Here is a 14,476-nt window from a genome sequence, read left to right as displayed (position 1 = left end):
AAACGCATCGTCAAGCGCGCACGCCGCGCCACACCGATGTTTTCTACCGCTGGTCGACCGAGCAGTTGATGTTGGGTGGCGTGGACCCCGCGCAGATCGGCAAAGGCGGCGGTGTCGGCGGTGTCAGCAACAAGCCAACAAGCGAAAACGCGGCTTCCGCCAGGCAGAAGCCGCGTGCATCAGGCGAACGCTCCGAGCCGTCTTAGGCCGAAACGCCACCGTACTTCACGACATCAAGAAGCGTCTTCTTGTGGTCCTGATAACGGTATAGCGTAATCGCGCCGTCCTTCATGTCGCCGTGCGCGTCGAAGGCGATGTGGCCGATCACACCGTTGTAATTCGTCGACGGCAATGCGGCGAGCACTTTGGCGGCGTCCGTCGTATTGGTGCGTTTCATCGCATCGACGATCACGTACACGGCGTCGTAGGCGAACGGCGCATTGAACAGAATCGGTCCGTTGAAACGCGCCTCGAAACGCTTCTCGAACTCGGCACCTTTCGGCATGCGGGACACAGCAAGACTCGCTTCAGAACACACGAGATTGTTGACGGCGTCGCCCGCAAGCTCGGCCACTTTCTCCGTACACGCGCCATCGCCGCTCAGAATCTTCGCACTTAGCCCTAACGCAGCAGCCTGTCGAATGAACGGGCCGACGGTCGAGTCCATGCCGCCGAACATGATGACGTCGGGATGCGCACTCTTGATGGTGGTGAGAATGGCGCGGAAGTCGGTGGCCTTGTCGGAGGTCGCCTCGCGCGCGACGACGCGCGCGCCGCCCGCCCGTGCGGCCGTGGCGAACTCGTCGGCGAGGCCCTTGCCGTACGCCGTCGCGTCGTCGACCACGGCGATGCTTTTCGCGTTCAGCGCCTTGAGCGCATAGCCTCCCAACGCCGGCCCTTGCTGCGCATCCGTCGCGACGACGCGAAACGCGCTCCTGTAGCCCTGTTTCGTATAGTCGGGATTGGTCGACGACGGCGAAATCTGCGCGATACCCGCATCGTTATAGATGCGCGACGCGGGAATCGACACGCCCGAGTTCAGATGGCCGATCACCGCGACCACGTGCTCGTCGACGAACTTCTGCGCGACCTGCGTGCCCGTTTTTGGATCGGCGGCATCGTCTTCACCGTCGAGTTCGAGCCGCACCTTGCGGCCGCCGATCACGAGGCCTGCCTGGTTGATTTCCTCGACGGCCAGACGCGCGCCGTTTTCGTTGTCCTTGCCGAGATGCGCGCTGCCGCCCGTCAGTGGACCCACGTGACCGATCTTCACGACTTCTTCGCCGGCCGCGGCGGCCGCGTGCGCGGGCGGCTCTTTCCGCTCGCAGCCCGTCAACGCCAGGGCTGACAACGAAAGACCGGTCAACAGCCATTTCTCAAGATTCTTCAACGCCATTCTCCTCGATGAATTCCCCACGGAAATGATTCGCTTTCTATATTCGCAATCCGAATCAAATAGCCGAAAACAGTAGCATGCGATACCGCGCGCCACTGTAAAGATTGGTCAATCGAAGGTCGATGCAAACGAACGGCGCGCCATGCATTCCTTGACAAAGTTTGACGCTTGCTGCCAGCGATCCAATGGACAATCGGGTGCGCGCGGAACGCGCATCGCGCCGCAACCGCCGCGCAAGCATTCACTCACAATCAACGGAAGCAAAACAATCATGAAGAAGATCTCTGCCGCCCTGCTGGTCGCATTGTCGACTATGACGGGCATCGCATCGGCGCAAACGTCCGACAACGGCATCGTGATGACGCACGACCGCGAAGTCGCTGCGAAGATCGAACAGCACGCACGCGACATCCAGGCGCAGCCGGCCGTCCAGCAGGACGCGCAAGCCACCGCCGAGAAAGTCGAACAGACGCCGGCGCCGCGCCATCATTACAAAAAGTCCGTGGCGAAGTCGAAGAAGGCGTCTGCCAGCATCGCGGGCAAATAAGCGCTACGAACGGCCGCGTCCAGCACGCGCCGTACAAACAAAAACGGGCTAGCCGCAGCTAGCCCGTTTTTTATTTCACTGGAAGCTCAAAGCCCAAAGCTCGAAGCCCCCAGCCACCCGCTCAAGCTTCGACCAGTTCCGCCGCCTGCGCGTCTTCCACGTCTTCCACGCTCGTGCGGATCAGGTGATCGAACGCAGCCAGCGATGCCTTCGCGCCCTCTCCCACGGCGATCACGATCTGCTTGAACGGCACTGTCGTCACGTCGCCGGCGGCGAACACGCCCGGCACCGACGTCGCGCCCTTCGCGTCGACGACGATCTCGCCGTGCTTCGACAGTTCCACCGTGCCCTTCAGCCATTCGGTGTTCGGCACGAGACCGATCTGCACGAACACGCCTTCGAGTTCGACATGCTTCGATTCGCCCGACACACGATCCGTGTAGGTCAAGCCATTGACCTTCTTGCCGTCGCCCGTGATCGCCGTGGTTTGCGCCTCGGTGATGACGACCACGTTCGGCAGGCTGCGCAGCTTGCGCTGCAGCACTTCGTCGGCACGCAGCGTTGCGCCAAATTCGATCAACGTCACGTGATTCACGACACCCGCCAGATCGATCGCCGCTTCGACGCCCGAGTTGCCGCCGCCGATCACCGCGACGCGCTTGCCCTTGAACAGCGGGCCATCGCAGTGCGGGCAGTACGCGACGCCATGATTGCGGTACTCGCGCTCGCCCGGCACATTGATCTCGCGCCAGCGAGCGCCCGTCGCCAGCACGATCGTCTTCGCCTTCAGCACCGCGCCGCTCGCAAGACGCACTTCGTTGATCTTGCCCGGAATCAGCGCTTCGGCGCGCTGCACATCCATCACGTCGACTTCATAGCTCTTCACGTGCTGCTCGAGCGCCGTGGCGAACTTCGGCCCTTCCGTTTCCTGCACCGAGACGAAGTTTTCGATGGCGAGCGTATCGAGCACCTGGCCGCCGAAACGCTCAGCCACGACGCCCGTCGCGATGCCCTTGCGTGCCGAGTAGATCGCCGCCGCCGCCCCAGCCGGCCCGCCGCCGACGATCAGCACGTCGAACACCGGCTTCTTCTCCAGTTCCTTCGCGGCGCGCGCACCGGCGTTGCTATCGAGCTTCGCAAGAATTTCCTTCACGCCGCTGCGGCCCTGACCGAACACTTCGCCGTTCAGGAACATCGTCGGCACGGCCATGATCTGACGCGACTCGACTTCGCTCTGGAACAGCGCGCCGTCGATCGCAACGTGGCGGATGCGCGGATTGATCAGCGCCATGATGTTCAGCGCCTGCACGACTTCCGGGCAGTTCTGGCACGACAGCGAGAAGTACGTCTCGAACGCGTAGTCGCCGTCGAGCTCGCGAATCTGCTGGATGACGGCGTCGTCGAGCTTGATGGGGTGGCCGCCCGTCTGCAGCAGCGCGAGCACCAGCGACGTGAATTCGTGACCCATCGGAATGCCCGCGAAACGGATGCCCGCCGCTTTGCCCGGCTCGCCGATCGAAAACGACGGCTTGCGCTCGTCGTCGCCGCGCCGCTCGATCACGGCCACGCGCTCCGACAGCGTGGCGATGTCGTTCAGCAGCGCGAGCATCTCCTGCGACTTCGCGCTGTCGTCAAGCGAGGCGACGATCTCGATGGGACGGCTGACTTTCTCGAGGTAGGCTTTGAGTTGGGTCTTCAGATTCGCGTCGAGCATGGTGTTTCGGGTCCGTAGCGAGATGGGATTGGGATGTTCGGTCGCGCTGTTCGCGTCTGAACGGGAGCGCAACGCGGTAAGACAGTTCGCAAGGCTCGTGACCTTGCGGACTGCCTCACGCGGCGCCGCGTCGTGCGGCGCCGCAGAGACAGGATGACAGCGGGTAGCGTGTGGTTTCCAGGAGCCTGGAATTTAGATCTTGCCGACGAGATCCAGCGACGGCGTCAGCGTTTCAGCGCCCGGCGTCCACTTCGCGGGGCAGACTTCGCCCGGGTGCGCCGCGATGTATTGCGCAGCCTGCACCTTGCGCAGCAGTTCGCCAGCGTCGCGGCCGATGCCGTTGTCGTGGATTTCGCACAGCTTGATCTCGCCTTCCGGGTTGATCACGAACGTGCCGCGCAGCGCAAGGCCTTCTTCTTCGATCAGAACGTCGAAGTTGCGCGAGATAGCCAGCGTCGGGTCGGCGATCATCGGGTACTTGATCTTCTGGATCGTGTCCGACGTGTCGTGCCAGGCCTTGTGCGTGAAGTGCGTATCCGTCGACACGCTGTAGATTTCAACGCCGATTTTCTTGAATTCTTCGTAGCGGTCGGCCAGATCGCCCAGTTCCGTCGGGCACACGAACGTGAAGTCGGCCGGATAGAACACGACGACGGACCACTTGCCCTTGAGGCTCTCGTCGGTCACGGTCACGAAATCGCCGTTGTGGTATGCGGTGGCCTTGAACGGTTTGATCTGGCTGTTGATGATCGGCATCTGATGCGTCCTCTTCAGTGAGTTGGGTGGGTTGGGTGCTGCGATGGATTGAAGTATGAAGAAGTTTGCGAGTTTAACAAATTTGATTATGCCGATTCGGGTCATTTAGATTTTCTATCGGACGCCGCAACCCCCCGCCGGGCAAGGGAAAGCCGCGTCGCGCGGACCGTCGAGCGCGAGTAAAATGATGTGAAATGTGTCCGCGGCGCGGTCTTCGGCAGAGACTTCAGCAGGATTTTTCGCTTGAACGAGCTTCAACAGGGGTTTCTTCTCACCCGGCATTGGCGCGATACGGCCACGGGAACGGAGGTCGAGTTCTGGCTCGCCACCGACGATGGCCCGCGCCACATCCGTCTGCGCCCCCAGCCGAATGTCGCGTTCATCCCCGTTGCGCAGCGCGAGCGGGCCGAAACCGTGCTGCGCCAGGAAAAAAATGCGCGCGACACCGAACTGCGGGCGCTCGACCTGTGCGACTTCCAGCATCGGCCGGTGCTCGGCCTGTATTGCCCGCAATACAGGCAGCTGACAGCGCTCGGCAAGCGGCTGGAACAAGGCGGCGTCGACGTGTACGAAGCCGACGTGTTTCCGCCCGACCGCTACATGATGGAGCGCTTCATCACGGCGCCCGTGCTGTTCGGCGGCGAGCCGAACCGGGACGCGCGCGGCCCGCTGCTGAACGCCGACATGAAGCCCGCGGCCGGCTATCGTCCGAAGCTGAAGCTCGTCTCGCTCGATATCGAAACCAGCGCGCACGCCGAGTTGTATTCGATTGCGCTCGAAGGCTGCGGGCAGCGCCAGGTGTACATGCTCGGCGCGCCGAACGGCGACGCCTTGAACCTCGACTTCGCGCTCCAGTATTGCGATACGCGTGCGCAACTGATCGAGCGGCTGATCGAATGGATGGACACGCATGATCCCGATGCGATCATCGGCTGGAATCTGGTGCAGTTCGATCTGAAGGTGTTGCACGAGACGGCGCAACGACACGGCGTGCCGCTGCGCATCGGGCGCGGCGGCGCGGTGATGGAATGGCGCGAGCACGGCCTGAAGCAGAACCACTTCTTCGCGGGCGCGGCGGGGCGCCTGATCATCGACGGCATCGAGGCGTTGCGCTCCGCGACGTGGAGCTTTCCGTCGTTCAGCCTCGAATATGTCGCGCAATCCGTGCTGGGCGAAGGCAAGTCGATCGACAACCCGTATGCGCGGATGGACGAAATCCAGCGCCGCTTCGACGAGGACAAGCCAGCGCTCGCGCGCTACAACCTGAAGGACTGCGAGCTCGTCACGCGCATTTTCGCGAGGACGGAGCTGCTGCCCTTCCTGCTCGAACGCGCGACGGTGACGGGCCTGCCCGCCGACCGCAGCGGCGGCTCCGTGGCCGCGTTCACGCATCTGTACATGCCGCGCATGCACCGGCTCGGCTATGTCGCGCCGAATCTCGGCGACATTGCGGGCGCGGCCAGCCCCGGCGGCTTCGTGATGGATTCGCAGCCGGGCCTCTACGATTCCGTGCTCGTGCTCGACTACAAGAGCCTCTATCCGTCGATCATCCGCACGTTTCTGATCGATCCCGTCGGACTCGTCGACGGCGTCCGTGATCCCGACGACGCGCATTCCGTGCCCGGCTTTCTCGGCGCGCGCTTCTCGCGCACGCGCCACTGCCTGCCGGCGATCGTCGCGCAGGTGTGGGAAGGACGCGAAGCCGCGAAGCGCGACAAGAACAAGCCGTTGTCGCAGGCGCTGAAGATCATCATGAACGCGTTCTATGGCGTGCTGGGCTCGACGGGTTGCCGCTTCTTCGATCCGCGGCTTGCGTCCTCCATCACGATGCGCGGCCACGAGATCATGCATCGCACGCGCGAGCTGATCGAAGCGAGCGGCTACGCGGTGATTTATGGCGACACCGATTCGACGTTCGTCTGGCTGCGGCATGCGCATGCCGAAGAGGACGCGGCGCGCATCGGGCGCGAACTGGTCAGGAAGATCAATGCATGGTGGCGCGAGCATCTGCGCGAGCGCTTCGGTCTCGAAAGCGCGCTCGAACTGCAATTCGAGCGGCATTACCGGCGCTTTTTCATGCCGACCGTGCGCGGCGCCGAAGAAGGCAGCAAGAAGCGCTACGCAGGGCTCACCGTGATGCCCGACGGCAGCGAGGAAGTGGTCTACAAGGGGCTGGAAACCGTGCGCACCGACTGGACGCCGCTCGCGCAGCGCTTTCAGCAGGAGTTGTATCTGCGCATTTTCAGGCAGCAGCCGTATCGGGATTACGTGCGCGATTACGTGCAGCGCACGCTCGCAGGCGAATTCGACGATCTGCTCGTCTATCGCAAACGGCTGCGCCGGCCGCTCTCCGACTACGAGCGTAACGTGCCGCCGCACGTGCGGGCGGCCCGAACCGCCGACGAGTTCAACCGGCAGCGCGGCCGGCCGTTGCAATATCAGAACGGCGGCTGGATCAGCTATGTGATGACGGGCGCAGGCCCCGAACCTCTGGAGACGATCGAGGCGCTACGCTCGGAGATCGATTACGAACACTATCTGACGAAGCAGCTGCAGCCCGTCGCGGACGCGATTCTGCCTTTGCTCAAGGACGATTTCGCGACGCTCGCGTCGGGACAGAGCGTGCTGTTCTGAGGCTCGGTTGGTCTGCGCGACCAACAACCGCGACTCACAGCACAGAGCAAGCCGTCACACCGTCTGCTCGACGGGCCGAACCGCAATCTCGACTCGCTGCGTGCCGCGCAAGACGCTCACGCCCACTTCGCGATCGATCTTCGATCCATCCAGCGCGCGCTGCAGCGCATCCACGCCATCGACGACCTGCCCGTCGATCGCGACGATGGTGTCGTCGGTGCGCAGGCCGCCGAGCGCGGCGGGACTGCCCTTGACGATCTCCATCACACGCACGCCGCTCTCCGATGCCAGCCCGAAGTAGCGCTGCACGCGGCGCGGCAGCGCCATCGTCGTGCCCGCGACGCCGATGTACGCGCGCCGCACGCGGCCATGCGCGAAGATCTGCATGATGACCCACTTGGCCGTATCGATCGCCGTCGCGAAACTGATCGACTGCGCGCCGGGAATGATCGCCGTGTTCACGCCGATCACCTGCCCCGCCGAATTGATCAGGGGCCCGCCCGAATTACCCGGATTGAGCGCGGCGTCCGTCTGGATCACGTCATAGATCATGCGGCCCGAATTCGAGCGCAGCGACCGGCCGAGCGCCGACACGACACCTGCCGTGACCGTCTGCTCCAGCCCGAGCGGATTGCCGACGGCAATGGCAATCTGGCCGACGCGCAGCTTGCCCGATTCGCCAAGCGCGACATGCGGCAGCGGCTCCGGCGAGCCGATGCGCAGCACGGCCAGATCGCTGTGCGGATCATCGCCGACGAGATCGGCATCGAACTTCGTGCCGTCCGCGAGCTGCACGCGGATGTGCGTCGCGCCGTGCACGACGTGGCTGTTGGTCAAAAGATAGCCGTCGGGCGTGAAGATGAAACCGGACCCGGTGCCTGCGCGCGCGTGGCGCTCCGGCGCGCCCGGCATGCGGCGCTCGACGGTGATGAAGACGACAGCCGCGCGCACCCGTTCGAGCGCATCGATGACGGTGCGCGAATAGGCGTCGAGGAGCGTGTTGTCGTCGGACGATGCGGGGGCGGCGGCGTTCGGCAACGCGCCCGACAGATCGTCGATAAAACGGGGACGGCTTCCCATGAAAAGGCTCCGGCTAAGCGAGAGCCGCAGATGCGGGGCGTGCTGCCCGTTTTCAAGAAAGAGAAAGGCGGCGCGCCAGGCGGGCCTACGGGAAGCGCGGATGAAGCGTCAGATCAGTTTGAGGTTGCGGATGCGGCCCATGCGCGGCGAGCGTTCGAGGATCAGCTTCTCGATCACCTCGGGCAGCAGCGCCTTCGGAATATTCGACGGCACGTCCGACACCAGTTGCGACGGCACATTCACGATGAAGTCGTCGGGGGCGGTGGCGAGGCTGTGCTCGTAGGTAACGCGGTAGTCCATGCTTGGGTACGGAAACGGGATGATGTTGCGAGGCGGCGACGGCTGAAAAACCGCGATGGCTTAGGTGCGGACCTTCCAGTTTCGAGATCGTACCTCAGACGCGCCTGCCGCGCCGGACGGCTTGCCCGTATGAACACGTGCGGCGCCGAATGACGAGAAAGCAACACGCGGCAATCCGGCCGATCATCCAATGCGATCGCCCAACGCGAAATCCGGCGCGACGGCGCCGTTCATTCGCCGCGGATCTATCGATGGTACGCGCCGTGGCCCCAGCAACAGCTATATCCCACACCCACACTCACCGACGGTCCCGCGTAGTACCCCGGCGCATAGCCATAGGCCGGCGCGTAGCCGTAACCATAAGGCGGCGCGACGACGCAGCCGCCCAGACCGGCCGTCGTTGCGACAACGGCTGCCAGCGCCCACAGTCTTTTCATGATTGTTCTCCTTGTCCCTTGTTTTTATTTGAACAGACGTTGAAGACAGTGTTCGTGACCACTTGTGACGGCGCATTACGGCACAATACGAGCCGCGTCGGGCGGGCGGCGACGAGCGCGTGTGCAAGAAAGATTCCCGCGCAACCCAGGGCCTTCACTTGCAGACCGGGCGATAACAGTTGCTTACCATTCGCCGGGACGTAAAAAGGAAACGGCGTGCCGTGGACGCGGCAGATTTCGATGACAGCGGTATGAATCCGAAATCGCCTTCTGTTCGACGGATTGAAAAAAGGCCTCGGGGCGCACACTGAAGTCGTGCGAGTGACTGAGGAGCCTGAAATGTCTTCCCGTGATGAACGAAGCGGTCAGTTAGAGTCCGAGGCGCCGGAAGCGACGGAAGTGCCGGAATGGAACAATCCGCGCGACTACCCGCAGGCCGAGCTGATGCGCGGCTTGCAACTCGCGTCCGACACCGTGCTGCGACTCGCCACGCAGACGCACGCCGCCGTTACGCGCGGCGACGCGCCGGGCGCCGAGCTGGCGCGCATGTCGCTCGAAAAGCAGCTCGCGCTGACTACACGCCTGATCGACGAGCTTCTGTTCGACGGCGACGACAGTCACATCATGCATTGACCGGCCGCCCACGCGACCGGGCGTATTGAACGAAACGGCAGCATCCGCAGCGCCGAACGATTGGAATTCGAAATGAACGTTTTGACTGTGATTCTCTCCATCTGGGCCCTGGTGGCGCTGTGCGCGGTGTTTTTCATTCGTGGCGCGACGCCGCGCGTCGAGCGGCCCGTGAAGACCAATCAGACGCACGCGTCGCGCTACTCGATCGCCGAGTAATTCTTTCCGCCGATCGGGCAAGGGCCGAGCGCCTTTGTCCCGTCCTTCGCCGGGCTCCGATTTCGGCCGGCTTCTTCCGACAGACATCCGGGCTTTCGCTGACTGCGTGAATGCGTCGCCATCGGCGCGGGCGCCGCGGCGCCGGGTTTTGCGCGCTGGGCTTGTGCTTTCTTTCGCGCGGCTTACAGATGCACTTCATGCGCCCTGTTTGTGCGAGACGACCGTCATCGCCGCACTGCGACGACGCTGCCCCTTATCGCGCGCGAGCGCTTTTCGCGAACTTTTTTCTGGCGCCCTGTCGCGTCATGTTTGACGTGCGCGTCAACGAAACGCGCGCCCGTTCAAGCGCACGCGAGTCGATCGCACGCAAGCGGACGGCCCGTCCGCCTGCAGCTATCCGCTCGCGTTCATTTGTCCGCGCTTACTGCGCGCCGACCTCGATCGAATCCACGCGGTCGCGATAGAACGCGACATGTTCCTTGATCGACGCGACGGCGTCGTACGGACTTTCATACGACCACACGGCATTGACGGCACGCTCGCCGCCGACGGGAATGCTGTAGTAGCTGGCTTCGCCCTTATACGGGCAATAGGTCGAATGGTCGGTGCGTTCGAGCAGCGACATGTCGACATCCTTGCGCGGAATGTAGAGCACTTCCGGATAGGAGGCTTCGCGAAGCGACAATGCGTCGGCGCTGTCGGCAATCTTGCGGCCGGCCACGGACACAACGACACGCGAGCCGCTCTTCGCAACCGTGATGGGATGATCGGGACCGGGAATTTTGACTGGTTTGTCCATGGCGTCGAATCCTTGCGGGGGAAACAGGTGACGGCCGCACGGCGACGCACGGCCCGGCGAGGTACCGGGCGAGTATGGGCGCCCGTCCTGTGTTGTCAAGCGATGACCCTGGCGTGCGTGGCGGCTCTCTAACCCGTCACGCGCCACGGTGAGTGCATATGCATGGCCGCGCCCCTTTTGTGACAGGCATCCGGGCAGATTGGCGCGTTCGAGCCGTCCATTGTTTGAGTTAGATAAATTGAGTGTTCAATTCCGCGACATTTATCTGCCGATGACGAGCCGTTAGCATGCAGCCCATGCGGCCATTCGTCAGAGCCATTCCTCCGAACGGGCCGCGAAAGCTGATTGCAATGCTGCTGAATGCAACGCTGCAGTACAGCGTGAGCCGCCCCGTTCGTTCGCCGTGATGGCGCAACGACGCGCGGCGCATGCGTTTTTGCCCGCACGCAAGCGGCCGCTGTAGCGGCTGCCGGATGGCCGTCACAAGCAGAACGTAAGTTTTCCGCTGTCGAAGGCGCCGCCTCACCGGGCCATGCTTTAACGAGGAGTCGACGTGAGCAGGATTGGAACTGCAACTGGCACTACGGCCGAACCCAGGCGCCCCGCGCACGCCAACCGGCGCGCCAGCGGCGAGCCAGAGCTGCGCCGCAAGGAAACGCTGTATGCCGACGCGCGATCCGAGTCCATCGGCGGCGGCGCTGCGCCCGCCGTGCGCAGCGTGCCCGATCCGTGGACCACGACCATTTCGCGCCTCGGCAAGCCGCCGGCGCAAGACATCAAGACGCCATCGGCGGACAAATGCGACAACGGGCCGTGCGCGGCTCGCGCTGCGCGCGCAGCGCAGCCGCCGAGAAGAAGCAGGCGGCAGCGGGCGAATATCGCGCCGCGGTGATCACGTTCGTCGAACGTTTCGGCGCGAAGTCGATCTCGATCACGTGGCGCGACTCGACGGCGGGCCGCTACACAGAGCAGCTCTGGGTGCGCCGGATCGCGCGCTCGCGCGGCGTGTGCGCGCTGACGGGCGCGGATATCGTGCGCGGCGATGCTGTCTACGGACCGTTCAGCCGCCCGTCGAGCCGCCCGCGCAACATGTCGCAGATGATTCTCGCGGATCAGCTCGACGACCTCGAATGATCCGCGCAGCGCGAAGCGCTGCCATGTAAAACTACATGCGAAAGCCTTCGCGCCGCGCTCCCGAAGCGCACGTGCAGGCTTTTCGTTTCGACGCCCAGCGCTGATACACGCATCGGCGCATGCGGTCTGCGCGCGCGTCGTGCAGCCGCCGATCGTACAATGTGCGCGCCCCCATCCCGTCCGCTCACTGCTCACAGATCCGCATGCTTTCGCACGAACCGCTTCAGAAGCTCGACATCATCGCGCCCGAGCAACTCGCCGCGCAGTTGCCCGCACATGTCGCTGCATCCGTCGAAGGACGCGACATCGTCGTGTTCTCCGTCACCGACGATGCGTCCGACACGGCCGCCTTCAGCGCGCGCTACGGCTTCCCGATGGAAGACTGCGCGAACACCATCGTCGTTCGCTACAAGAAGGATGGCGGCGAGCATCTCGCCGCGCTCGTGTCGCTGGGTTCGCTGCGCCTCGACGTCAACGGCGCAGTCAAGGCCGCGCTCGGCGCGAAGCGCATTTCGTTCGCGCAGCGCGAGATCGCCACGGAACAGAGCGCGATGGAATTCGGCGGCATCACGGCGTTCGGTCTGCCCATGAGCTGGCGCGTGCTCGTCGACGCCGCCGTGATGGAACGTCAGCAAGTCGTGATGGGCGCGGGCATCCGCGAAGCGAAACTGCTGCTTGCGCCTGCGGTGCTCAAGGAACTCGAGAATGTCGAGGTCGCGCCGCTGACGCTGCCGCCCGGCGGTGCAGAAGAATTGTCATAAGCCTGCGCGCTGAACCCGACCCACGCGTTCAGCGCACATCGAAGCCGCGCCGCCTATCCAAACAGCTTCGCCGCTGTCTTCGCGACAAGCTCTCCCTGATGCCGCGCCCCCGCGAGATCGATCGCGCTGGGCTGACGCGAGCCGTCGCCCGCCGCGATCGTCGTTGCGCCGTAGGGCGCGCCGCCGACGATCTCCGTCATGCTCATCATCCCCTGATGGCTGTATGGCAAGCCCACGATGATCATGCCCAGGTGCATCAGGTTCGTGATGATCGAGAACAGCGTGGTCTCCTGTCCGCCGTGTTGCGTCGCCGTCGATGCGAATGCGGCGCCGACCTTGCCGTTCAGCGCGCCGCGCATCCAGAGTCCGCCCGTCTGATCGAGAAACGCTGCCATCTGCGAAGAGATGCGCCCATAACGCGTGCCTGTGCCGACGACGATCGCGTCGTATTGCTCAAGGTCCGCAACCGTCGCGATGGGCGCCTGCTGATCGAGCTTGTAATGCGCCTTCTTCGCGATCTCTTCCGGCACGGTCTCCGGCACGCGCTTGATGTCGACTTGCGCGCCCGCGCCGCGCGCGCCTTCCGCGATGGCTTGCGCCATCTGTTCGATGTGCCCGTACGCTGAGTAGTAGAGAACGAGAACCTTTGCCATTGCGAGCTCCTGGTTGAGGTCGATGCACGAAGCGGGGATGCTTCGCGCCGCAAGAAAGCAGCAGCGCACTGCCGTGCCGCTCACGATACTCCCGACGCGATACGGATGTCCTGGCAAGGGGTCCGCGCCGTCATGACGCACATGCCTCGCGCCACTCCCTTTACGCCCCGTTACACAAGCGACATGACCGTTTCACCTGCGCGCGGACCCGGCCCATAGAATGCCCTCAACCACTTCGCGTCGTTGTTTCATACGGTCATCTCATACCCTCGTTTCATGCAGCTCACTGAAGGAGAACACATGATCCGCTTGTCCCGTGCTGTCCTCGCCTGTGCATCCACGACCAGTCTGTTGATGTTCGCATCGGCGGTGAACGCGCAAAACACCCAACCAGTTCAATCGGCTCAATCGGCTCAATCGGCTCAAGCCGCGAATGCCGTGCGGCTGCATGCCGCCGATCAGACCTTCGTCAAGGAAGGCACGCAAGCCGTCGCCACGCAGCGCGAAGCCGCGCGTCTCGCTACGTCGCGCTCGACGGACCGCGACGTGAAGGCCTTCGCCGAAAAGGTCGCGGCCGAGAACGGCAAGCTCGCCGACGCGCTGCGCGCAGCGAGCCCGCGCGGCGTCGACGTGCCGCACAACAATCCGGACACGGCGACGCTCGACAGCATCAGGAACCTGCGCGGCGCCGACTTCGACAAGGCCTACATCGAACAGGTTGCGCTGGGCGGCGAGCAGAAAACGCTGTCCGCCTTCCAGGCCGAAATCGCGTCGGGCCGCGACGATCAGCTGAAGGGCGCCGCGCGCAGCGCATTGCCCGTCATTCAGGCGCAATACGCGGCCGCGCAGGAACTCGCCAAGCGCAAGCATCTCGCCATACAGTAAGCGCCTCGAATCGGCATTGAACGAGCGCATCGCGGCAACGTCGCGATGCGCTTTTTTCATTCGGGCGTCAGTTCCGCCTCCTTCGCGGACCAACTGACGCTCGACACGCTCTTCTCCATGCTGATCCGGCTCGCCATCAGTTCGAGCCTCGCCTGATCCTTCGGGTGCGTGCGCAACGTCGCCGTCACCTCGATGCGCGGCGGATCGCCTTCGACGTCCTCGCTCCTCAGACTCTGGAAGGAGAGCGGCTGCGAATACATCGCGTTCGACAGGTGCACGCGAAGGTGCGGCGCCGGCACGCGCCGGGCAGGCAATCCCTCGCGATGGCGCCCGGCGCGTTTCAACCCGCGGGCGGCGCCGAACGTCTGAGGCAACCTCACCGCTTTCCCGCCCGTTCGACGGTCAGAGTTTCCGACCGCCCCCCCATTCTTGAGTCAACTTTCCCGATTTGCCAAACGTTTGCGGATTGCGCATCAAGTTCGCCGCAGCCGTGCCGAAAAACCGCTAAGCCTCAACGACTTCTGGGAGCGG

General features: G+C 63.8%; 15 protein-coding genes and 1 pseudogene. 7 read left to right on the top strand and 9 right to left on the bottom strand.

What is annotated here, in order from left to right:
- Window positions 1-202: 202 nt before the first annotated feature.
- Entirely contained in the window at window positions 203-1,366 is a 1,164-nt protein-coding gene (locus H3V53_RS05960; protein WP_419539429.1) for a branched-chain amino acid ABC transporter substrate-binding protein, read from the bottom strand.
- A 301-nt stretch (window positions 1,367-1,667) separates the two neighbouring features.
- Between H3V53_RS05960 and H3V53_RS05955 the strand changes: the two genes are divergently transcribed.
- Window positions 1,668-1,943: a hypothetical protein gene (locus tag H3V53_RS05955; RefSeq protein WP_336597155.1), complete on the top strand. Its 276-nt coding sequence runs from the start codon at window positions 1,668-1,670 to the stop codon at window positions 1,941-1,943.
- Between the two features lie 121 nt (window positions 1,944-2,064).
- Here H3V53_RS05955 and ahpF read toward each other — a convergent pair whose 3' ends face one another.
- Together ahpF and ahpC are read right to left on the bottom strand one after the other, a co-directional pair.
- Complete coding sequence (gene ahpF, locus H3V53_RS05950) at window positions 2,065-3,657, bottom strand: alkyl hydroperoxide reductase subunit F (protein ID WP_336597154.1); 1,593 nt, start codon at window positions 3,655-3,657, stop codon at window positions 2,065-2,067.
- Window positions 3,658-3,849: 192 nt separating this feature from the next.
- Window positions 3,850-4,413: an alkyl hydroperoxide reductase subunit C gene (gene ahpC, locus H3V53_RS05945; RefSeq protein WP_054920476.1), complete on the bottom strand. Its 564-nt coding sequence runs from the start codon at window positions 4,411-4,413 to the stop codon at window positions 3,850-3,852.
- Window positions 4,414-4,656: 243 nt separating this feature from the next.
- Between ahpC and H3V53_RS05940 the strand changes: the two genes are divergently transcribed.
- Complete coding sequence (locus H3V53_RS05940) at window positions 4,657-7,047, top strand: DNA polymerase II (protein WP_336597153.1); 2,391 nt, start codon at window positions 4,657-4,659, stop codon at window positions 7,045-7,047.
- Between the two features lie 54 nt (window positions 7,048-7,101).
- On the opposite strand, the gene H3V53_RS05935 is transcribed toward H3V53_RS05940, so the two are convergent.
- The 3 genes from H3V53_RS05935 to H3V53_RS05925 form a co-directional block, all read right to left on the bottom strand.
- The gene (locus H3V53_RS05935) at window positions 7,102-8,127 is read right to left on the bottom strand and encodes a S1C family serine protease (RefSeq protein ID WP_336597152.1); all 1,026 of its coding nucleotides are present in this window, start codon (window positions 8,125-8,127) and stop codon (window positions 7,102-7,104) included.
- Between the two features lie 108 nt (window positions 8,128-8,235).
- On the bottom strand, window positions 8,236-8,427 hold the full coding sequence (locus tag H3V53_RS05930) for a hypothetical protein (protein ID WP_054920473.1): 192 nt from the start codon (window positions 8,425-8,427) through the stop codon (window positions 8,236-8,238).
- A 245-nt stretch (window positions 8,428-8,672) separates the two neighbouring features.
- Entirely contained in the window at window positions 8,673-8,864 is a 192-nt protein-coding gene (locus tag H3V53_RS05925) for a hypothetical protein (RefSeq protein WP_054920471.1), read from the bottom strand.
- Window positions 8,865-9,203: 339 nt separating this feature from the next.
- Between H3V53_RS05925 and H3V53_RS05920 the strand changes: the two genes are divergently transcribed.
- Window positions 9,204-9,497: a hypothetical protein gene (locus H3V53_RS05920; RefSeq protein ID WP_336597151.1), complete on the top strand. Its 294-nt coding sequence runs from the start codon at window positions 9,204-9,206 to the stop codon at window positions 9,495-9,497.
- 72 nt (window positions 9,498-9,569) lie between these two features.
- Window positions 9,570-9,713, top strand: a complete 144-nt coding sequence (locus H3V53_RS05915; RefSeq protein WP_336597150.1) for a hypothetical protein — start codon at window positions 9,570-9,572, stop codon at window positions 9,711-9,713.
- A gap of 421 nt (window positions 9,714-10,134) precedes the next feature.
- On the opposite strand, the gene H3V53_RS05910 is transcribed toward H3V53_RS05915, so the two are convergent.
- Window positions 10,135-10,512: a DUF427 domain-containing protein gene (locus H3V53_RS05910; protein ID WP_054920467.1), complete on the bottom strand. Its 378-nt coding sequence runs from the start codon at window positions 10,510-10,512 to the stop codon at window positions 10,135-10,137.
- Between the two features lie 798 nt (window positions 10,513-11,310).
- Here H3V53_RS05910 and H3V53_RS05905 point away from each other — a divergent pair.
- Both H3V53_RS05905 and H3V53_RS05900 read left to right on the top strand, forming a co-directional pair.
- Complete coding sequence (locus tag H3V53_RS05905; RefSeq protein ID WP_336597149.1) at window positions 11,311-11,646, top strand: DUF3331 domain-containing protein; 336 nt, start codon at window positions 11,311-11,313, stop codon at window positions 11,644-11,646.
- Between the two features lie 203 nt (window positions 11,647-11,849).
- A complete protein-coding gene (locus tag H3V53_RS05900; RefSeq protein WP_336597148.1) occupies window positions 11,850-12,407 on the top strand; it encodes a YbaK/EbsC family protein in 558 nt (185 codons plus the stop codon).
- 53 nt (window positions 12,408-12,460) lie between these two features.
- On the opposite strand, the gene wrbA is transcribed toward H3V53_RS05900, so the two are convergent.
- A complete protein-coding gene (gene wrbA / locus H3V53_RS05895; protein ID WP_336597147.1) occupies window positions 12,461-13,060 on the bottom strand; it encodes an NAD(P)H:quinone oxidoreductase in 600 nt (199 codons plus the stop codon).
- A 300-nt stretch (window positions 13,061-13,360) separates the two neighbouring features.
- On the opposite strand from wrbA, the gene H3V53_RS05890 reads away from it, so the two are divergent.
- A complete protein-coding gene (locus H3V53_RS05890) occupies window positions 13,361-13,945 on the top strand; it encodes a DUF4142 domain-containing protein (protein ID WP_336597146.1) in 585 nt (194 codons plus the stop codon).
- 56 nt (window positions 13,946-14,001) lie between these two features.
- On the opposite strand, the pseudogene H3V53_RS05885 reads toward H3V53_RS05890, so the two are convergent.
- Window positions 14,002-14,232 (bottom strand): annotated as a pseudogene (locus H3V53_RS05885) (MgtC/SapB family protein); the annotation flags it as partial.
- Window positions 14,233-14,476: the final 244 nt, after the last annotated feature.

The sequence above is a fragment of the Paraburkholderia bengalensis genome (assembly GCF_037126505.1).
Lineage (GTDB): Bacteria > Pseudomonadota > Gammaproteobacteria > Burkholderiales > Burkholderiaceae > Paraburkholderia > Paraburkholderia bengalensis.
Note: the sequence above shows the minus strand (reverse complement) of the source record. Positions and strands in the feature narration are given on the sequence as shown.